This window comes from Rhodococcus zopfii NBRC 100606 = JCM 9919 (genome assembly GCF_001895025.1).
Taxonomy (GTDB): Bacteria; Actinomycetota; Actinomycetes; order Mycobacteriales; family Mycobacteriaceae; genus Rhodococcus; species Rhodococcus zopfii.
This window is the reverse complement of sequence record NZ_BCXI01000018.1, coordinates 137,978-156,961: the sequence shown is the minus strand read 5'-3', so window position 1 is coordinate 156,961 and position 18,984 is coordinate 137,978. Positions and strand designations below refer to the sequence as shown.

The 18,984-nt window shown below is 68.3% G+C and carries 16 protein-coding genes, 2 tRNA genes and 2 pseudogenes; 12 read left to right on the top strand and 8 right to left on the bottom strand.

What is annotated here, in order from left to right; all coding sequences use genetic code 11:
• The 5 genes and pseudogenes from RZ1_RS14200 to RZ1_RS14180 all read left to right on the top strand — a co-directional run.
• Positions 1-1,129: pseudogene (locus RZ1_RS14200) on the top strand (transposase); the annotation flags it as partial.
• 101 nt (positions 1,130-1,230) lie between these two features.
• The gene (locus RZ1_RS14195) at positions 1,231-2,502 is read left to right on the top strand and encodes a pirin family protein (RefSeq protein WP_072812774.1); all 1,272 of its coding nucleotides are present in this window, start codon (positions 1,231-1,233) and stop codon (positions 2,500-2,502) included.
• 187 nt (positions 2,503-2,689) lie between these two features.
• Entirely contained in the window at positions 2,690-3,898 is a 1,209-nt protein-coding gene (locus RZ1_RS14190; protein WP_238072223.1) for an oxygenase MpaB family protein, read from the top strand.
• 284 nt (positions 3,899-4,182) lie between these two features.
• A complete protein-coding gene (locus RZ1_RS30860; RefSeq protein ID WP_238072222.1) occupies positions 4,183-5,166 on the top strand; it encodes a DUF6745 domain-containing protein in 984 nt (327 codons plus the stop codon).
• 18 nt (positions 5,167-5,184) lie between these two features.
• Complete coding sequence (locus RZ1_RS14180) at positions 5,185-5,637, top strand: DUF8820 family protein (protein ID WP_072812772.1); 453 nt, start codon at positions 5,185-5,187, stop codon at positions 5,635-5,637.
• Between the two features lie 4 nt (positions 5,638-5,641).
• Here RZ1_RS14180 and RZ1_RS14175 read toward each other — a convergent pair whose 3' ends face one another.
• Positions 5,642-6,001, bottom strand: a complete 360-nt coding sequence (locus tag RZ1_RS14175) for an amino acid permease (RefSeq protein WP_072812771.1) — start codon at positions 5,999-6,001, stop codon at positions 5,642-5,644.
• Between the two features lie 91 nt (positions 6,002-6,092).
• On the opposite strand from RZ1_RS14175, the gene RZ1_RS31770 reads away from it, so the two are divergent.
• Both RZ1_RS31770 and RZ1_RS31870 read left to right on the top strand, forming a co-directional pair.
• A complete protein-coding gene (locus RZ1_RS31770) occupies positions 6,093-6,380 on the top strand; it encodes a hypothetical protein (protein ID WP_169917952.1) in 288 nt (95 codons plus the stop codon).
• Positions 6,335-6,490, top strand: a pseudogene (locus tag RZ1_RS31870) (dihydrodipicolinate reductase); the annotation flags it as partial. The gene RZ1_RS31770 and the pseudogene RZ1_RS31870, both read left to right, overlap by 46 nt.
• A 45-nt stretch (positions 6,491-6,535) precedes the next feature.
• On the opposite strand, the gene RZ1_RS14165 reads toward RZ1_RS31870, so the two are convergent.
• Together RZ1_RS14165 and RZ1_RS14160 are read right to left on the bottom strand one after the other, a co-directional pair.
• The gene (locus tag RZ1_RS14165; protein WP_072812798.1) at positions 6,536-8,047 is read right to left on the bottom strand and encodes an HNH endonuclease signature motif containing protein; all 1,512 of its coding nucleotides are present in this window, start codon (positions 8,045-8,047) and stop codon (positions 6,536-6,538) included.
• Between the two features lie 868 nt (positions 8,048-8,915).
• Positions 8,916-8,989, bottom strand: a tRNA-Ile gene (locus RZ1_RS14160).
• A 172-nt stretch (positions 8,990-9,161) separates the two neighbouring features.
• Here RZ1_RS14160 and RZ1_RS14155 point away from each other — a divergent pair.
• Positions 9,162-9,950, top strand: coding sequence for an SDR family NAD(P)-dependent oxidoreductase (locus RZ1_RS14155; RefSeq protein ID WP_238072316.1), 789 nt, complete (start codon positions 9,162-9,164; stop codon positions 9,948-9,950).
• 64 nt (positions 9,951-10,014) lie between these two features.
• On the opposite strand, the gene RZ1_RS14150 is transcribed toward RZ1_RS14155, so the two are convergent.
• Positions 10,015-10,087 (bottom strand) — tRNA-Asn (locus tag RZ1_RS14150).
• Positions 10,088-10,238: 151 nt separating this feature from the next.
• Here RZ1_RS14150 and RZ1_RS14145 point away from each other — a divergent pair.
• Positions 10,239-10,484, top strand: coding sequence for a hypothetical protein (locus RZ1_RS14145; protein WP_072812769.1), 246 nt, complete (start codon positions 10,239-10,241; stop codon positions 10,482-10,484).
• A 4-nt stretch (positions 10,485-10,488) separates the two neighbouring features.
• Here RZ1_RS14145 and dnaG read toward each other — a convergent pair whose 3' ends face one another.
• From dnaG to RZ1_RS14130, 3 genes are read right to left on the bottom strand one after another with little or no spacing between them, the layout of a single operon-like run.
• Positions 10,489-12,402 (bottom strand): DNA primase, encoded by a 1,914-nt coding sequence (gene dnaG / locus RZ1_RS14140; RefSeq protein ID WP_072812768.1) that lies wholly within the window; start codon positions 12,400-12,402, stop codon positions 10,489-10,491.
• A 28-nt stretch (positions 12,403-12,430) separates the two neighbouring features.
• Positions 12,431-13,702 (bottom strand): deoxyguanosinetriphosphate triphosphohydrolase, encoded by a 1,272-nt coding sequence (locus RZ1_RS14135; protein ID WP_072812766.1) that lies wholly within the window; start codon positions 13,700-13,702, stop codon positions 12,431-12,433.
• A gap of 30 nt (positions 13,703-13,732) precedes the next feature.
• A complete protein-coding gene (locus RZ1_RS14130) occupies positions 13,733-14,365 on the bottom strand; it encodes a YdcF family protein (RefSeq protein WP_238072317.1) in 633 nt (210 codons plus the stop codon).
• Positions 14,366-14,518: 153 nt separating this feature from the next.
• Between RZ1_RS14130 and RZ1_RS14125 the strand changes: the two genes are divergently transcribed.
• Positions 14,519-16,540, top strand: coding sequence for a TPM domain-containing protein (locus RZ1_RS14125; protein ID WP_072812763.1), 2,022 nt, complete (start codon positions 14,519-14,521; stop codon positions 16,538-16,540).
• A gap of 72 nt (positions 16,541-16,612) precedes the next feature.
• On the opposite strand, the gene RZ1_RS14120 is transcribed toward RZ1_RS14125, so the two are convergent.
• The gene (locus tag RZ1_RS14120) at positions 16,613-18,004 is read right to left on the bottom strand and encodes a glycine--tRNA ligase (protein ID WP_072812761.1); all 1,392 of its coding nucleotides are present in this window, start codon (positions 18,002-18,004) and stop codon (positions 16,613-16,615) included.
• Between the two features lie 165 nt (positions 18,005-18,169).
• On the opposite strand from RZ1_RS14120, the gene RZ1_RS14115 reads away from it, so the two are divergent.
• Entirely contained in the window at positions 18,170-18,505 is a 336-nt protein-coding gene (locus RZ1_RS14115) for an ArsR/SmtB family transcription factor (protein ID WP_072812760.1), read from the top strand.
• Between the two features lie 8 nt (positions 18,506-18,513).
• Complete coding sequence (locus RZ1_RS14110) at positions 18,514-18,951, top strand: Fur family transcriptional regulator (RefSeq protein WP_072812794.1); 438 nt, start codon at positions 18,514-18,516, stop codon at positions 18,949-18,951.
• Positions 18,952-18,984 lie beyond the last annotated feature (33 nt).

Below are 18,984 nucleotides of genomic sequence, written 5' to 3'. Positions count from 1 at the left end.
GACCTGCGCAGGTACTACTCCAAACACACCAAGAACGACCGGATCGACTCCGAACTGCTGGCCCGGCTTCCCTGGCTGCACCCGGAAGGCCTGCGGGAGTATTCCGGGCAGGGACCGGCCGACGCGCTGCGCCGCCTGGTCAAGCAACGCTCCACGCTGGTCAAACGCCGGGTCGCGGTTTGTTCCCGCCTCGGTGCACTCGTCGAACTGCTGGGTCCGTCGTGGTATGCGGTACCGGGTTCGAACTACGGCGTCGCCGCGCTCGAGTTCCTGGCACGCTATGCCGACCCGAATGCGGTGATCCGGCTCGGTCACGCGCGACTGACCCGATTTCTGATCGCCCGACCCCGAGGCGGGTGGCGCGACGATCACGCTGCCGCGCTCGTCGCGGCCGCCAATGAAACACTCGCGCTGTGGGGTCCGGGCGGAATGGACTTCGCCGAGCTCGCCGGCGACATCGCTCATAAAGCCGAGCAGGCATTGTTCCTGACCCGTCAGATCAAACAGATCGACGAACGCGTCGCGGACCTCTACGCCGACACCGACCCGGACGGCATCGTCGCCTCGGCGCCCGGCGTCGGACCGGTCATCAGCGCGGTGATCGCCGGCCGGATCGGTGACCCCCACCGGTTCACCTCGCTGGCGGCGATCCGCGCGTACACCGGTCTGGTACCGAAGGTCAGTCAGTCCGGGGTCAGCAAGGTCGAGTCCTCGATCACCAAGGCCGGGGACCCGCTGCTGCGTGAGATGTTGTGCACCGCGGCCGATCAGGCCCGCAAGATCGACCCCCAGATCGCGGCGAAATATCAGCGGCTGATGGCCGGCGACCGCCACCACGATTCCGCGATCTGCCACCTGGCCACGCAGTTGGTGACCCGGATCGCTACCTGCATGCGCTCCGGGAGGCCCTCCGTGCTGCGCGATGTGGACGGCACCGCGATCACCGGAGCAGGGCAGAAAGATCGTCAAGGAGCGTTACCGGATCGAGCCGCGGCACCGCGACAACGTCCGGCACAAGCGGATGGATGAGCGTCGGAAGGTAGAGGCAGGCCGGAAGTCACAGGAGTCGCAGAGCGCTCCAACATCCCGGCCTGCCATCACCAAGCCTACAAACCGCGATGTGGCTTGACCCCTGTTAGGAACTCAGTTTTGCCCGGCATCACCCACACCGGAAGGAGGACGGCGCTTCCTCTCCCTCGCGAACGAGGGGGTATCCGCGCCGAACACCAGATGACCACCCAGCCTTCTCACGGCTCCCCCGACACCGGCCGCGTCTTCCGACTCGGCCGCCCCTGGCGGGCTCTCGACCCCTTCCTGTTCGCGATGCACCACGTCGACCACTACCCCGCCGGCACCGCGAACCTCGGCCCGGCGTCGGTGGCCGACCACGATCTCGGCAGCGACTTCGACAATCCCGCTGGCTGGAACATGTACCACGGCCGCACGGTGCCGGGCTTCCCCGCGCATCCCCATCGAGGGTTCGAGACGATCACGATCGTCGAACGCGGTTACGTCGACCACGCCGACTCGGCCGGCGCGACCGCGCGTTATGGTCAGGGCGATGTGCAGTGGCTGACCGCCGGAAACGGTGTCTCGCATTCGGAGATGTTCCCGTTGCTCGAGGAGAGCGCCTACAACCCGTTCGAGTTGTTCCAGATCTGGCTGAATCTGCCGGCCGCGGGGAAGGCCGCGGCGCCCGAGTTCACGATGCAGTGGAACGAGGACATCCCCGTCGTGACGGTCCGGAGCCCGGCCGGCGCAGCCACGGTCAAGGTGATCGCGGGGCGCTACGGCGCCGCCGAACCCGTTTCGCCGCCGACGAATTCGTGGGCAGCGAATCCCGAGTCGGATGTTGCGGTGTGGTTGATCGAACTGGAACCCCACGCGCGGGTCGAGCTTCCGGCATCCGCGGCCGCCGGGGCCCGTCGAATCCTCTACGTCTACGGCGACGACTCGCATGCGATTGTCGAGGGACTCGGCGTCGCTGCAGGCAACGGCTTCGCCCAGTACATTCACGGGACGACCACCGTGTCGACGGGCGATCGTTCCGCGAAGCTTCTTCTGCTGCAGGGAGTTCCGATCGGCGAGCCGGTCGCCCAGCACGGTCCGTTCGTGATGAACACGTCCGCGGAACTGCAGCAGGCGTACGACGACTATCGGCGCACCGAGTTCGGCGGGTGGCCGTGGGATCGCGTCGACGTCGTGCACGATCGCGGCACCGGCCGGTTCGCCCGGCACTCCGACGGCTCGGTGAGCACCCCTCGTCTCACCGAGCCGCGAGGCGACCGGCAACCGCCCCGACGCGAACGTCGATCAGAAGACCGGGCAGTTGACGATGTAGTCCCAGGCCGTATCGTCGAGACCGGTGACGCGAACCAGCACCGTCGCCAAGCTCGCTACTGCCGGCGCTTCCGGTGGACGGGGCAGCGGACGCGACCGCCGGTACGGCGACGGCCACCGCCACCGCGGTCCCCGCAACAGCAATCTCACTGCGGACCCTGAAGTTCGGCCGGATCGGATTTCCTGACACGTGGCCTCCGTACGTTCGCGGGTGATGTTCCGGCTCGATGGTTCCAGCGACGCCACGGATTGCGTATCGGCCGTTCGCAGGACAACCCCACAGACGAGACCGCATTTTCTGACCCCACCGGTATTGACAATATTCGTTGTCAGTTGCAAGGTGGTGCGTGTGACGATCCCGGCATACGCACCGACCCGCTACATGCGCGACCGCGATCGCAGCGCGCGCATCACCGCACCTCTGCGTCCGTTCGCATGGCCGAATCCCGATGCCGACGCGGAGGAGGCGGACCGGCTCCGGCGGGCGCTGCTCGAGCAGGACGAACCGAGCGCCGTATTGGTCCGCGCGATGCGCGAGGACCGCACCGTCACGATGGCGCAGTTCCGGCAGGCACTGCATCGAGGCATCGACGCCGTACCCGACGCCCCGGCACCGCTGCGCGACTACTTCACCATGCTCGAGGACACCCCGGCTTGGGTCGATCGCGACAAGATCGCCCTCGGTGCGCGCACCTTGCGGCGCGTCGGCACCGATGCCGCGGACGTCCTGGCCTACGGTTCCCTCCTCGGCGGGTACAACAACTCCGGTCCGCTGCCGGTCCTCACCGGATCGGGCAAGCTCACCGGCGACCGGACACTTCGGCGCATCGCCGAAACCGGCGCGTGGTGGTACGGCTGCACGGAGGACGGTGGGCTCGAACGCTTCGGCGACGGGTTCCTCCTGTCCGTCCACGTTCGCCTCATGCACGCCTTCGTCAACTATCACCACGAGCACGAAACAGATTGGGACACAGCCGAACGCGGACTTCCCATCAACCAGTTCGACCAGGCCGGCACGCTCGGCCTGTTCTCGATCACGTTCCTGCTGCACACCCGTGTCCTCGGTGTGCGCTACACCCGTCGGGAGGCCGATGCGGTCCTGCACCTGTGGTGCTACGTCGGATGGCTGATGGGAGTCGACGACCACTGGCTTCCGTTCGACCTCCGGAAGGGACTGCGCATGATGTACCGGATCGGTTCGGCGTCGCCCGCCGCGGACGAGAACAGCCTCCTACTCGCGAAGTCGTTGGTCGATCTGCCGCTCGATTCCGGCCAGACCGGTTTCGGCCCGATGCGCCGACGCTACGAGTACGAGCGCGGACTCTCGCTCGCGACCACGCTCCTCGGCCCCGCGGCGGTCCGCGCCCTGAAAGTTCCGACGCGTCCGCCGTGGTACCCGGCGGCCCGCATCGCGGTGAACGTGACCAAGCATCACGTGATCGGTCGCTTCCCTGCCGGGAAACGCTGGCTACAGCGACTCGGGGAACGCCGGCTGGTCGAGAATCGGCAGCGCATCCTCGGCGGCGAAATCGCCAGCGTCGCAGCGATTCCCGCCTGAACATTGCGCCGCGGCCGAATTCGTGCCATCCTCGACGACCATGACAACAGGAAAGGCGGCCTCCGCCCCCATCGCGTGACCGCCGTGGCGACCACACGGGCGGTCGAACACCGCGTCCCTTCCCACGGCACTGCCCCTCACGACCTGCTCTCCGACGTCCGCGAACTCCGCGACCACTGGCTCGCGCGCGGGCTGAGCACACGACCCGCCGATCGTTCCGTTGCGAATGCGCAGTCGCAGAACTGTATCGGCGCTCCGGTTTCGATCCACCCGAGTTCCTGTGGGTGCCGTCGCCCGCCGCGGCGTCGGCCCTGATCCCGGAATTGACACTTCGGGCTCCCTCGTCGGCCCTCGACGACACTCATCCGTCCGTACGCATCGCGTCGCTGTTGTCGGCCTCACGCGCACGGATGGACGAGCGGATCCGTCGTCGCTATCCTCCGTCGTCCCGATTCGCAGACCCGGGGCGCACGTACGGACCGCCCCTGAACCCGGGGCAGATCATCCGGTTGCTGATGTGGAATTCATTGCGCACCACACTTTTCGATGCGGTCGCAACCGCGATCCGCCGGACACTCCCCCAGCCGGTGGGCACCGTGAGCTGGTACGGGCAGCAGGAAGCCCATCGGGTCGGGTACTACGACGCCATCCGACGATGCGGCCTCGTCGGTTTCGGAGGCCGCGAGAACGACCTGCTCGACGTCCAGGCCGCGCTGGTCGGCGCGACCGGATGGTGGTGGGCGTTCGAGCGGGTGTGCGTGATGGCCGAGCGACCCTCCGAACTGCACACCGAACCGAACCCCGGTGGCGCCCACGGCGAACGCCGCCTCCACCATTCCGACCGCGCAGCCCTCGAATATCCGGACGGAGCAAAGACTTTCGTCCATCACGGCACCATCGTTCCGGAGTGGGTGGTGCTCGACCCTAGCGCCGAACGCATCGGACGCGAACGCAACGTCGAGATCCGGCGGTGCGCGATCGAGCGCATCGGCTGGGACGCCTACATCGACGCGGCCGGGCTCACACTCGTCGACCGCGCCGAGGATCCCGGCAATCCCGGCTGTCTGCTCGAGCTGTACGAGCGTCCCGGCGCCTGGGGCCCACCCGGGCGAATCCTCCTCGCCGTCAACGGATCGGTCGAGCGCGACAGCACTCGCCGCCGCTACGGACTGCCCGTTCCCGCCTGGGCTCCGTCCGCCCTCGACGCCGCCGGCTGGACGTACGGCATCAGCGGCTCCGACTACTCCCGACTCGTTCGCCGAACCTGATTCCCCGAGGTGATCCCCATGAATGCTCAACAATCTCTGTCCGACATCACTGCCTGGAGCGGCATCGACGTCTTCGACTACCTCGATGGTGAGGTGTCCGTCCCGGTCGTCGACGGTCCGCAGGCCCAGGGTGATCTCATCGTCGTCCCACACGCGATGCTCGCCGGCGTGGTGACACCCCACCCGTGGACTCGTTCCCTACCGGTGCCGCCGTCCGGAATCGAGTTGCTGCGCAGCGCTGCCGGCGGCAACCCGCATTCGCTCGTCGCGGACGAAGGTGCCTGCACGTGGACCGGGCCGGTCGCCGACCCGCGCGGTCTTGCGCTCGGCATCGTCGAGGTGACCGGAGTCGCGTACCTCATCCACCCCGAGCACGGCGCCACGGGCATCGCGCCCGGCCGCTACGTCGTCGGCCGGCAACGTGAGCGCAGCAGCGGTCTCTACGGTGCGGCACGGCTCGTCGCTGACTGACCGCTCACGTTCGGTCCCGCCGCCACGTCCAGATGCACGCGACGACTCCGACCGCGGCGACGGTTGGCAGGATCCGCTTCGCCTGCTGCAAGGTTTCGAATCGGCGATACTGCTCGCCGGACAGGAATTGCAGCGACGGTCGGTCGTCCGGGAGCGACAGGTCCCACCAGAAGCTGCCGGAGCCACTCACGAACGCGGGCGCGGCGGTGAATGCCGCGATTGCACAGGCGACCGCTACGCACGTGAGCGGAAAGGCCACCCAGAACCACGGAAACACTCCCGTGGGAGCGCGCTTTCGGCGTGACACGACTGCGCACGCAACCGTCACGACAACACCGAAGGCAACGATCAACAACCACGCCACGAGCTCGAGTTTATCGGGAACGCGCCATCCGCGAGGCGAACGCGCCGTTGCCCGCGAAGGCACGTTCCGCGAAGCGTTTCCCGATGAGCCGATGCGTTTCGGCGTCGGGGTGGAGCCGGTCCGGCAGCGGCAGCGCCCCGTGGTCTGCCTCCCCCTAGAGCTCGGTTCCGTCGAGGCAGTACAGGTTCGGGTCGTCCCCGACGCGCTGCGCGACGATGCGGGCAAGATCGTCACGGATCGTCGTGAGCGTCAGCTTCCCGGCTGCGCGCTCGGCCGGATCTCCCGTCGCGACGAACGCCAGCGTCCCGGCGGCAGGGCTTCGGTGTCGAAGGCATCACCCAGATCACCGGCGACCCGAACATTTACAGCAAGCACATGATCCTCCCTCGCAAGGGATTCGACCTGTCCAGCCCGTAGAACTTCGCGCCCATCGGCATGACGGTCACCGGTCTCCCCGCACTGAACGCGATCAAGGTGGTCGCGAGTTCGGGAGCAGATCGGGCAACGCTCCCCCACACACGGATCGGTCATCAGCTACGGACCGCCGCCGTTGCTCGCGTCTCCGGCGGGTTCCCGCAGCCACCGTCGTCGATGCTCGCGCAGTTCCGCTTCGCGGCGAGCGCGGTAGTGCGCCAACGCCGCCGACAGCAGATCACCGAGGTGATGCCGGTGATTGACCCGTGGCCCCTGCTCGGGGTCGATGTGCGGGGGCGGAATCCATTCGGTGCGGCCCGGATACCCCGAACCTGCCGGCGCTATGCGCGTCTCCCAGCCACCCGGCCCGTCGTGCACCAGCGCATGACATGCGTCGCAGGCAAGGTCCTCGTTGCTGATGTCGGTGGATCCGCCGTCCTTCCACTCGGTGATGTGATGAACCGCGGTGAGTGTGGCCGGTGCGTCGCAGCCGGGTCGGGTGCAGCCCACGGAGGCGGCGATCAACGCGAGCCGCTGATCGGCGGAGGCGAGGCGTTTCGCACGTCCGAGGTGCAGGGGACGGCCGTGATGATCGAAGATCGCCAACACCGGATGTGCAGTCTCGGCCATCCGCAGCGCGTCCCGGACCGGCACCAGTCCACCCGAGGCGGTGGTCACCACCCCGGCCCCGTGTTCGAGTTGCTGGACGCTCATGGTCAGGATCGCGGTCACCGGCAGGCCCCTGTAGCTGCCGAGCACACCCGACGACAGGAGTTGCCGCAGGGCGACTTTCAACGCGTCGTGGTTGCGTTGCACCACGGTGCGGGTGTCGCGGGCGGCGGCCTTGGCCAGGGCGTCCCGGTCGAGGGTGTCGGATTCGACGTCCCCGCGCGGGGAGTCGGGGTCGTCGGGGTTGTTCATGCCGGGCCGGGCGAGTTTCGCGAGCACCGGTTCGAGCAGCGCCCGCGTCTCGGGGTCGAGGAGCCCGGAGATCGGGGTCATGAGGTCGGTGCCTTGTTTGCCGATCCGCAGGCCGCGGCGGCGCGTGCGTTCCTTCTCGTCGGGGACGTCCCCGTCCGGGTTCAGATAGGCAAGCAGGTGCGCGCCGAGTTTGGCGACGTCCTCGGGGGTGACCGAGCAGGCCGCGTCGGCCAGGATCTTCTCGGCGACGGTGATCTCGTCGAACCCGACCCCGTACGGCACTTTCCGCATGACCTTCGCGACCGCGGCGACATGGTCCGGTCCGATCACCCCGGAGCGAATCGCTGCGGCGGTTGCCGGTAGTTCCTCCGCCATATCACCGCCGTCGGCGCCGTGCCACGTGCCGACCTTTTTCGCGCCTTTCACTCTTCTGGCGGCGTCGGCTGCGGAGATGCGCAGGGTACCGATGAGGAAATCATTCACCGAGCGACAGCCGAGTTCCTCTGGGATCCGGCGTTCGACCGATTCGACGGCCAGCCGGTGCCCGACCGCAGAGGCCTTGCGCAGCGACGCTTCCATGCGTTGCAGGACTTCGACGATGTCGTCGCGGGACAGGCCGGTGAAGTCGTGGCCGAGCAGGCCGTCGACCGCGGTGTCGAGGGCGGTCAGCCGCACCTCAAGCGTGTCCCCTCCCACCCGGTTCGAAAGCATGTTCGAAGTGTAGCGAGACCCACCGACAACTTTCCGAGCCGCTTTCACGACAGTCGATAGTCGATAGTCGGACAGAATCAACGTTCCCGGTGGTGCCGCCAGTCCCAGATCGCAGAGTTCAGCCGCCAGTGCGTAGCGGCCGGGCGGGAAGTCCTCGATATCACGCGTAGCGATATTGACACGCAGAGACATTCGATCACCGGGTTCGATGTCGGGCAGCGACGGTGCATGCGAGAACAACAGGATCCCCGGCCGTATCGGCTCACCGTTCTCATCGAGTACCCACCCATGGACAGTCGTGTGATCCCCGGCGCCGTTGACCCATCTCGTGTCTGCAGCATTCACGAGGTCGATCGCCACTGCGGGTAACAGCCCTGCTCTACAGGTTTGCTCACCAGGCCAGCGCAACTCCAGACCAAGGCGACGGGCAGCGCGGCAGGGATACACCCGGATTGGACCGGGAAGCGTACTTACCGTCCAGGCCGTATCTGCATCGTCGACAAACACCATCGCCCATGCATCTGACACCTGCCCGTGCGGTGCACCGAAGGCCTCCCTCGCTCGCGTGAGTTCGGACCAGTGGGGATAGAGCCGCCGCCAACCGTGACACGGGAGATCGAGTACGTCATCAGGCGAGCCCATCTCGACGTGGCGGTCACCGATGAGATCCCACAGCGACGACCCCTGCCCTTCCAAAGAAGCGGGGTCCACCTCGAGTGGTCCAACCTGGACCAAACCGAGGTCCGGAGCGGACGCGGGATCCGAACCCATCCCAGAATCTTGACGCACGCACGATCCGCACGAGACCGATTTCCACGTCCCCATCCACGGAACGTTCATCGCCCACCGAGGTGGGGCGTCTCTGATGTGGGGCGGGCGGGGCTCGAACCCGCGACCAATGGATTATGAGTCCACGGCTCTAACCGACTGAGCTACCGCCCCATCGCGGCCGTCTCGGCAGCGCGTCCCGAATGCTACCCGCCTTCACAGGGGGACTCGCGCACCGGGTCACCGGTGATTGCCGAGGAGATCCGAACCCACCCCAGACCGCTTCAGAATCCTCATCGCACAAATCAGAATGATATTCTCACTCCTAGAAATATTGTTTCGGCATATGGCTGACACGAACGAGGGGATCGCGATGGAAGGACTGAAAGACAAGGTCGTACTGGTCGCCGGCGCGGCGACCGGACTGGGCGCCGACTCGGCGGCCCGGCTCGCCCGCGAAGGAGCGAAGGTCGTCGTCGGCGACCTCGATGGCGCCGGCGCAGAGAAGACCGCCGCCGCCATCGGCGAGGCAGGCGGTGACGCGATCGCCGTGCATTTCGACATCTCCGACGATGACTCGGTCCGGGCGCTCGTCGACGCCACGACCAACGCGTACGGGAAGTTGGACGCGGTTCACATCAACGCGGGCGACATGGGCTCGGTATCGAAGGACACCGACATCGTGGACATCGACCTCGAGATCTGGGATCGCATGGTGGCCGTCAACCTGCGCGGCCACATGCTCGTCACCCGTCACACCGTCCCGCACCTGCTCACGACCGGGGGTGGCGCCATCGTCTACACGTCGTCGATCGCGTCGTTCACCGGCGATCCGCAACGTCCCGCCTACGCCGCGACCAAGGCCGGAATCAACGCCCTCACACGCCACGTCGCCTCTCGCTGGGGCCGCGAGGGTATCCGCGCGAACGCCGTCGCGCCGGGTCTGATCCTCACCGACGAGATCCGTACCGGCGCCGACCCCGAACTGCTGAAGGGACTCATCGGACGCTCCCGCAGCACCCGGGCGGGTGAGGCCCGCGATGTCTCGAGCATGGTCGCATACCTGATGTCCGACGAAGGCTCGTGGATCAACGGGCAGATCATCAACGTCGACGGCGGCACCGTGCTGCGCTGAGGCTGCGAACGACCACCGAAGAGAAAAAGACCCCCACCCGATGATCGGGTGGGGGTCTTCTCTGCTCCCCCGGCTGGACTCGAACCAGCAACCGTTCGATTAACAGTCGAATGCTCTGCCAATTGAGCTACAGGGGATTGTCCTGCGGTGCTCCGCGGTTTCCCTCGGTGCGAGAAGAACTGTAGCCTCCCACCCTCCGCGGTACCAAATCGCCTGCATGTGGGCATGTGGCGCCGGATCGGGCAGGATGGACGCGACGCACAGACACAGGTGGAAAGGACACTCACATTGTTCGGATTGTTGGTCGGGGTCGCGGCGGGATATGTGCTCGGTACACGGGCTGGCCGAGCCCGGTACGAACAGATCAGCAAGACCGCGAAGGCCGTGGCGGACAGTCCCGTCACGAAGAAAGCCATCGAGGTGGGCCGCCAGAAGCTCGCCGACTCGATCAACCCGCAACCGAAGCTCGAACCGATGAAGCCGATCGACGAGCAGACGACGATCCTGATTCCGCGCGATCAGCTGAAGCGGTAGCGGCTCAGCCGGCCAGACCCTCGCCGGTGGCGTCGCCGATGGCCTGGTCCAGCAGGCTACGGCGATACTGCTCGAGGGCCACGAGATCGCCCAGCAGAGCGTGGAATTCGTCGGACTCGGTGGCCGGCGAGATGCGCTGCAGCTTCGACTTGAGTTCGGCGACCTGCTCGCCCACCCAAACCTCCTGCAAGCGCGCGAGCACCCCGCCGATGTACCGCGGCATGCGTTCCTCGTCGGCGGGCAGCGGCTCCACGGCGAGTTCGCTGACGAGCGAATGCACGACGGGGTCGGCGGCGGACCGGCCCACGGCGTCGACCCATTCGGCGCCGCCCATCCCGGCACCGGCTCCCCCGGCGGTCGCGACGGCCTCCCGCACCGCGGCGTAGGCGGGATCGGTGAACGTCTCCCCGGGCAGCGAATCGAACACGGTGCCGGCGATCCCCGGGTACTGCAGCGCGGCCTTCAACGCGTCGCGCTGCGGCCACAACGACGGGTCGTTGGGCCGCGGACGACGCAGCACCGACGCCGGAGCCTCGGGAGTCCCCGCGGCAACCGCGCGGCTCTTCGGACCCGGCGCACGACTTCCCCGGCGGGCTTCTTCCTGCACGCGGCGACGCACGGCCGGGATGTCGTCCCAGCCCACCCAATGCGCGAGTTGCACCGAATAGTTGTCGCGCAGTGTGCGGTCCTTGATGTGCGCGACGACCGGCACGCAGCGGCGCAGCGCCTCCACGCGACCTTCCGCGGTGTCGAGGTCGTGTTCGGCGAGAATCGATCGGACGACAAACTCGAACATCGGGGTGCGGCGGGCCACCAGGTCGCGGACTGCGCCGTCGCCGCTGGCCTGCCGCAGTTCGCACGGGTCCATGCCCTTCGGAGCGATCGCCACGAACGTCTTCGCAGCGGTCTTCTGATCGCCTTCGAACGCCTTCATCGCCGCGGCCTGCCCGGCGGCATCGCCGTCGAAGGTGTAGATGATCTCGCCGCGGAAGTAGCTGTCGTCCATGAGCAGCCGCCGCAGCATCGACAGGTGTTCGTCACCGAAGGCGGTACCGCACGATGCCACAGCGGTTTTCACACCGGCCAGGTGCATCGCCATCACGTCGGTGTAGCCCTCGACGATCACCGCCTGATGCGACTTGGCGATCTCCCGCTTTGCCAGGTCGAGGCCGAACAGCACCTGAGACTTCTTGTACAGCACCGTTTCCGGTGTGTTGACGTACTTCGCGGCGAGAGTGTCGTCGTCGAACAGACGGCGTGCACCGAAGCCGATGACGTCGCCCGCGAGGTTGCGGATGGGCCACAGCAACCGGCGGTGGAACCGGTCGATGGGACCGCGGCGCCCCTGTTTCGACAATCCCGCCGCCTCGAGTTCGGCGAACTCGAAACCCTGCGACAGCAGGTGCTTGGTGAGCGCATCCCACCCGGCGGGCGCGTAGCCGCAGCCGAACATCTGCGCGGCGGCCGCGTCGAAGTTGCGTTCGGTCAGATAGTCCCGCGCAGCCTGGGCTTCCGGAGTGCGCAACTGCTCGGCGTAGAAGACCTGCGCGGCGGCGTTGGCCGCGACCAGCCGGGCCCGGGTCCCGCGGTCGCGCTGGACGGACGGGCCGCCGCCCTCGTAGCTGATGGTGTAACCGACGCGTTCGGCGCACTGTTCGACCGCTTCGACGAAGCTGATGTGCTCGATCTTCTGGAGGAACGAGTAGACGTCGCCGCCTTCGCCGCAGCCGAAGCAGTGGAAATGGCCGTGGTTGGGCCGGACGTGGAACGACGGCGACTTCTCGTCGTGGAAGGGGCACAGGCCCTTCATCGAGTCGGCGCCACCGCGCTTGAGGGCAACATAGTCGCCGACGACGTCCTCGATGCGGATGCGGTCGCGGATGGCCGCGATGTCTCTGTCAGAAATTCGGCCGGCCACGGGGACGAGTCTAAGCGCTCGCGGGCGCCTACCCCCAGCCCGCCTGCGCGGCCAGGCTGTCCTTGTCGATCCGCTCCAGCCGGGACTCGGTGCACGAGGCGATCTGGTCGACGACGACCCGCACGCGCGCCGCGTCGTCCTTCACGTCGTCCCACGCCGGGACGAACAGCGGATCGAGGCCGACCGGGGCGGTCCGCAGCAACCATTCGGCGACCCGGTGGATGCGTTCGCGCTGCCGTTCCTGCCGGGCGCGGTGCGCGGCGTCGGACATCACGAACTGCAATGCCATGGTCTTGAGCAGCGCGACCTCGGAGGCGACGACCGACGGCACCACCAGGTCCACGGCGTAGCGGCTGACCGGTTCACCGCCGGTGACCTCGCGGGTGCCGCTGATCGCGGCGGTGGCGTAGCGGCCGACGAGTTCGCTGGTGAGTGTCTTCAGGGCAACCGAACTGGCGAGGCTGCCGTCGTAGATGCCGACACCGAGGATCACCGGCATCCGGGACAGCCGCTCGGCGGCCTCGACCAGCTCGTCCGGGATCAGCCCGGAAAACTCGCGCATGCCGACGTCGACGAGGCCCTGCACGGCCGCCGGGTCGGACAGCACCCGCAGGTCGATGCGACCGTCGATCACACCGTCTTCGACGTCGTGCACCGAATAGGCGACGTCGTCGGACCAGTCCATGATCTGCGCCTCGAGACACTTCGTCCGATCGGGTGCGCCGTCGCGGATCCACGCCAGAACCTCGGCGTCGTCGTCGTACGCACCGAACTTCGCGCCGGGCCGCGGGCGGGTCCACGGATACTTGAGGGTCGCGTCGAGGGTCGCGCGGGTCAGGTTCAACCCGGCACTGTGCCCGTTCGGGTACAGGATCTTCGGTTCCAGACTGGTGAGGATGCGCAGGTTCTGCGCATTGCCTTCGAAACCGCCGCAACTCGCCGCGACCTCGTCGAGCGCACGTTCGCCGTTGTGCCCGTACGGGGGGTGCCCGATGTCGTGGGCGAGTCCGGCCAGGTCGACCAGGTCGGGGTCGGCGCCGAGTCCCTCCGCGATGCTGCGGCCGATCTGCGCGACCTCCATCGAGTGGGTCAGCCGCGTGCGCGGGGTGTCGCCGTCGCGGGGCCCGACGACCTGGGTCTTGTCGGCCAGCCGCCGCAGCGCGGCACAGTGCTGCACACGGGCGCGGTCACGCGCGAACGGGCTGCGTTCGGCGGCAGCGGATTCCGCGCCGGCGATCCCCGACCGTTTGGGCGCCTCGACGACGCGGCGCTCGAGTTCGTGCTCGGTGTAACCCTGCATCCACCTGTCCTTAGCTCGCTGCGCCGGAGATCATTGCGCCGCAGTGTAGGGAAAGTCCGCCGAGCCGTGGGTGACCTGGTACCAGACCAACGCTCCGGTTTCGCGGGCGATGCCGTGCATCTGCGATTCGCGGGTGAACACCGCCGGTCCCGTCCGGGTCGGCGCGGTCCAGGCGTCGAGCCCGGCATCGCGCGCCATGGTGCGGGTTCGCAGCGAATGCCACGGGTCGCTGACCAGCACCGCCGACGACAGGCCGCGCTCGTGCATCTCCCGGCTGACCGCCTCGACGCTGAGCAGCGTGTCCGTGCCTTCCTCGACTGCGACGATCGCGTCGCCGGGCACCCCGCGCGACATGAGGTAGTTCTTGCCTGCCGCGGCCTCGGTGTACAGGTCACCTTCCTGTTTGCCTCCGACGGTCACGACCGTGTCGGACACCCCGTTCTCGTACAGCCGCACGGCCTGGTCGAGCCGGGCCTGGAACACCGACGACGGAGTACCCGAGTACTGCGCGGCGCCCAGGACGACGATCGCGTCGGCGTGGCTCCAGTCGTCGATGCGGGCGACCTGCCACACCCGCACGGCGGTGCCGGCGACGACGGCGATCGCGGCGAGCAGCACTCCGACCACGATCCGCCGGGCCCACCGTGCGATGCCCGCACCGATGCCACGGCGCTCCGGGGCGGGCGGCGGGGTCGGCCGGGATCGGCGGGCTGCGGTACTCACCCCACGATTCTGCCAGCGGTCGCACCGGGTTCCCTCGGCGACGCGCCACAGCGCCGCACGCGCCGCGCTTCCGCGACCGATAGATTCGACGCCATGCCCGTGTACTCGTCCGCTGTCGCTGCGGCGCCCACCCGACCGGTCCCCCGCCCGATCTTCGCGGCTGTGCCCGCGGTGCTGGCGCTGCTGGCGCTGCTGCTGTGGCCCGCGGCCGCGTCCGCCGACACCCCGCTGCGGCTGCCCGGTCAGATCACCGACACCGCCGGGGTCCTCGACGCGAACGCGGAGACCGAGGTCCAGGCTGCGCTCGACCGGTTGTACGGCGATCATCAGGTGCAGTTGTGGGTCGCGTATGTACCGAGCTTCTCCGGGCAGTCCGGCGCCGACTGGACCGAGGCGACCGCCCGGGCGAGCGGATTCGGGCCGAAGACGGCTCTGCTCGCCGTCGCCACCGCCGGCGACTACAACCTGTGGGTGTCGAATGACGTGACCGATGTCTCCGACGCCGAGATCGAGTCGATCGCCACCGACCGGGTGAGGCCGGAACTGGTGAACGGGGACTGGGCCGGCGCCGCGGTCGCCGCGGCCGAGGGCCTCGGCGACGCGATGACCCCCGCATCCCTGACACCGCTGATCGTCGGCGGCGGCGTGGTCGTCGTCGGCGGGGGTGGCCTCTACCTGTACACGCGGCGGTCCAAGCGCAAGCGTGCCGAGGCCGGTGCGGAGGCGGCCGCCTCGATCGACCCGACCGACACCGCGGCACTGGCCTCGCTGGCGCTGGACGTGCTCGACGTCCGGGCGCAGGACATCCTCGTCGACACCGACAACGCGGTGCGTACCAGCGCCGAGGAGCTCGAGCTCGCCCGCGGCGAGTTCGGTGAGCAGGCGGTCGCACCGTTCGCGACGGCCTTCGCGCAGGCCGGAGCGGCGCTCGCGAAGGCGTTCGAGATCCGGCAGCGCCTCGACGACGCGATTCCCGAGACCCCGCAGCAGCGCCGCGACATGCTCGTCGACCTGATCTCCACGTGCGGTCGCGCCGGCCGTGAACTCGATGCCCGGGTCGCCGAGTTCGACGGTATGCGCGATCTGCTGCTCGATGCTCCGGCCCGTCTCGACGCGCTCACCCAGCAGGTCGTCACGCTCACGGCGCGGGTGCCCGCCTGCGAGTCGGTGCTGACCGCACTGCGCGCCGAGTTCCCGGCCGAGACGCTCGCGCCGGTCGCGCAGAACACAACGCTCGCGCGCGAGCAACTCGCGTTCGCCGAGAAGTCGATCGCGGACGGTCGCGACGCGGTCGCGTTGCCGGCCGGCAAGCAGGGCCCGGCGGTCGGTGCGATCCGCGCCGCCGAGGGCGCGTTGATCCAGGCCTCGACGCTGCTCGACGGCGTCGATCATGCGGAGACCGACATCCGGCACGCGATGGCGACGCTGCCCGCGGCGATCGCGGACCTGGAGCAGGGTGTCGCCGCCGCCGGGCAGCTCGCGGCGAGCGGGGGCGCGGACCTGGCGACCGCGAAGGCCGCGGCCGCCGAGGCGCTCACCCACGCACGGGCGTCGCAGGCGACCGATCCGCTGGGCAGTTTCACCCGCATCGTCGAGGCAGATGCCACGCTCGACGCCGTGCTCGCCCGCACCCGCGAAGCGCAGGAGCAGGCGGAGCGTGCCCGGCAGAAGCTGCAGCAGGATCTGACGGCCGCGCAGTCGCAGGTCACCTCCGCGGCCGATTTCATCGGGACCCGGCGCGGCGCAGTCGGCGCCGAGGCCCGCACCCGGCTGTCGGAGGCGCAGCGGCACCTGCAAGCCGCGCAGCAGCTGGCGTCGACCGATGCGTCGCAGGCGCTGCAGCACGCGCAGGCCGCGACGCAGCTCGGTGCGAAGGCGCTGTGGGCCGCGCAGAGCGATGTCCGGCAGTGGGAGCAGCGGCAGCAGCCGCGCAGCTCGGGCAACGACATGACCGGGGCGATCCTGGGCGGCATCCTGATCGACAGCATCCTGCGCGGTGGTGGCGGCTTCTCGCGCGGCGGGGGTTACCACGGGGGCGGTGGCCGCGGTCCCGGCTCGTTCGGTGGGCCCAGCAGCTCGGGCCGGATCGGCCGCAGCAGCGGCGGACGTTTCTGACCGCGGCCGCGGGTTCGGCACGACGACACCGCCCGGCCTCCGATTGGAGGCCGGGCGGTGTCGTGGTGGTTGTCAGGCGCCGAGCAGGCGCTGCGCGAGGTACGACTCGACCTGATCGAGGGCGATGCGCTCCTGCGCCATGGTGTCGCGCTCGCGGATCGTGACGGCCTGGTCTTCGAGGGTGTCGAAGTCGACGGTGATGCAGAACGGGGTGCCGATCTCGTCCTGGCGACGGTAGCGGCGGCCGATGGCGCCGGCGTCGTCGAACTCGACATTCCAGTTCCGGCGCAGCTGCGCAGCGAGATCCTTGGCCTTGGGGCTCAGGTCGGCGTTGCGGCTCAGCGGCAGCACCGCGGCCTTGACCGGCGCGAGCCGGCGGTCCAGGCGCAGGACCGTGCGCTTGTCGATACCGCCCTTGGCGTTAGGGGCCTCGTCCTCGGTGTACGCGTCGACGAGGAACGCCATGAGCGAGCGGGTCAGGCCGGCGGCCGGCTCGATGACGTACGGGGTGTAGCGCTCGTTCGTCGTCTGGTCGAAGTAGCTCAGGTCGGTGCCCGAGTGCTGCGCGTGGGTCGCCAGGTCGAAGTCCGTGCGGTTGGCGACGCCCTCGAGCTCACCCCACTCGCTGCCCTGGAAGTGGAAGCGGTACTCGATGTCGACGGTGCGCTTCGAGTAGTGCGACAGCTTGTCCTGCGGGTGCTCGTACAGGCGCAGGTTGTCTTTGTTGATGCCCAGGCCGGTGTACCAGTCCATGCGGTAGTCGATCCAGTACTGGTGCCATTCCTCGTCCTCGCCGGGCTTGACGAAGAACTCCATCTCCATCTGCTCGAACTCGCGGGTCCGGAAGATGAAGTTGCCGGGGGTGATCTCGTTGCGGAAGCTCTTGCCGATCTGGCCGATACCGAACGGCGGCTTCTTGCGCGAGGTGGTGAGCACGTTCGCGAAGTTCACGAAGATGCCCTGGGCCGTCTCGGGGCGCAGGTAGTGCAGACCCTCTTCGCTCTCGATCGGACCCAGGTACGTCTTGAGCATCATGTTGAAGTCGCGCGGCTCGGTCCACTGGCCCTTGGTGCCGCAATCCGGGCACGCGATCTCGGACATGGGAACGGCGTCCGGGTCGTCGAGCTTGTTCTTTTCCGCGTATGCCTCCTGCAGGTGGTCCTGCCGGTGCCGTTTGTGACAGCTCAGGCACTCGACCAGCGGGTCGTTGAACACGCCGACGTGGCCGGAGGCGACCCACACCTGGCGCGGCAGGATCACCGAGGAATCGAGGCCGACGACGTCCTCGCGGCTGGTGACCATGTTGCGCCACCACTGCTTCTTGATGTTCTCCTTGAGCTCCACGCCGAGCGGCCCGTAGTCCCAGGCCGACTTGGTGCCGCCGTAGATCTCACCGCACGGGTAGACCAGGCCTCGGCGCTTGGCGAGGTTGGCGACGGTATCGATCTTGGATTTGGGTGCCACGCGGATTCTCTCCATCTTCGATGCGGGGTTCGCAACATACGTCGGCGACAAGCCTATCGCCCCCGCGGCACTGCCCGAATTCCGGCGCGGTTGACATGCACATTCGTGCATATCAAAATGGAATCGGTTTGCATTAACAATACCCGTTCGGTCGAAGGAGAATCGTTGAGCGTCCCCACAGGCCAGCACGACTGCCGGGGCGAGCACCTTGCACCCCCGTCGCAGCACACGCTCACGCTCGCGGGCGAACTGCTGCGTGCGCTATCCGCGCCGGTACGCATCGCTATCGTGCTGCAGCTACGCGAATCCGAACGCTGCGTGCACGAACTGGTCGGGGCGCTCGGAGTGACGCAACCTCTGATCAGCCAGCACCTGCGGGTGCTCAAGTCGGCCGGTGTCGTGTGCGGGGAACGGTCCGGCCGCGAAGTGCTCTACCGTCTCGCCGACGACCATCTCGCCCACATCGTCGTCGACGCCGTCGCCCACGTCCAGGAAGGTTGAAGCTCGCCGTGACCACTGCCCGCAAGCCCGTCGTCGGGGTCCGCTCCACCAGGCAGCGCAGCGCGATCGTGGCCCTGCTCGAGGACGTCGAGGAGTTCCGGTCGGCCCAGGACCTGCACGACGCCCTGCGCAAGCGGGGTGACGGGATCGGGCTCACCACGGTCTACCGCACCCTCCAGTCGCTCGCCGAGGCCGGCAGCGTCGACGTGCTGCGCACCGACACCGGCGAGTCGCTGTACCGACGCTGTTCGTCGGGCCACCACCACCACCTGGTGTGCCGCACCTGCGGTTTCACCGTCGAGGTGGACGGACCGGAGGTCGAGCGGTGGTCCCACGAGATCGCCGAGTCGAACGGGTTCGCCGACGTCAGCCACACCGTCGAGATCTTCGGCACGTGCCGCGACTGCGCCACCGCCGAGGGCGAGCAGTCGCGCCGGCCGGAATAGCGGTCGCGCCCTACCGGTCGCCAGACCGCTCGC

Bases quoted from the DNA above. Each gene is read 5' to 3' on its own strand.
- RZ1_RS14195 (WP_072812774.1), top strand. From the start codon at position 1,231: ATGACCACCCAGCCTTCTCACGGCTCCCCCGACACCGGCCGCGTCTTC.
- RZ1_RS14135 (WP_072812766.1), bottom strand. From the start codon at position 13,702: ATGCAGGGTTACACCGAGCACGAACTCGAGCGCCGCGTCGTCGAGGCG.
- RZ1_RS14155 (WP_238072316.1), top strand. From the start codon at position 9,162: ATGGCTGACACGAACGAGGGGATCGCGATGGAAGGACTGAAAGACAAG.
- RZ1_RS14165 (WP_072812798.1), bottom strand. From the start codon at position 8,047: ATGCTTTCGAACCGGGTGGGAGGGGACACGCTTGAGGTGCGGCTGACC.
- RZ1_RS31770 (WP_169917952.1), top strand. From the start codon at position 6,093: ATGCGTTTCGGCGTCGGGGTGGAGCCGGTCCGGCAGCGGCAGCGCCCC.
- RZ1_RS14125 (WP_072812763.1), top strand. From the start codon at position 14,519: ATGCCCGTGTACTCGTCCGCTGTCGCTGCGGCGCCCACCCGACCGGTC.
- RZ1_RS14180 (WP_072812772.1), top strand. From the start codon at position 5,185: ATGAATGCTCAACAATCTCTGTCCGACATCACTGCCTGGAGCGGCATC.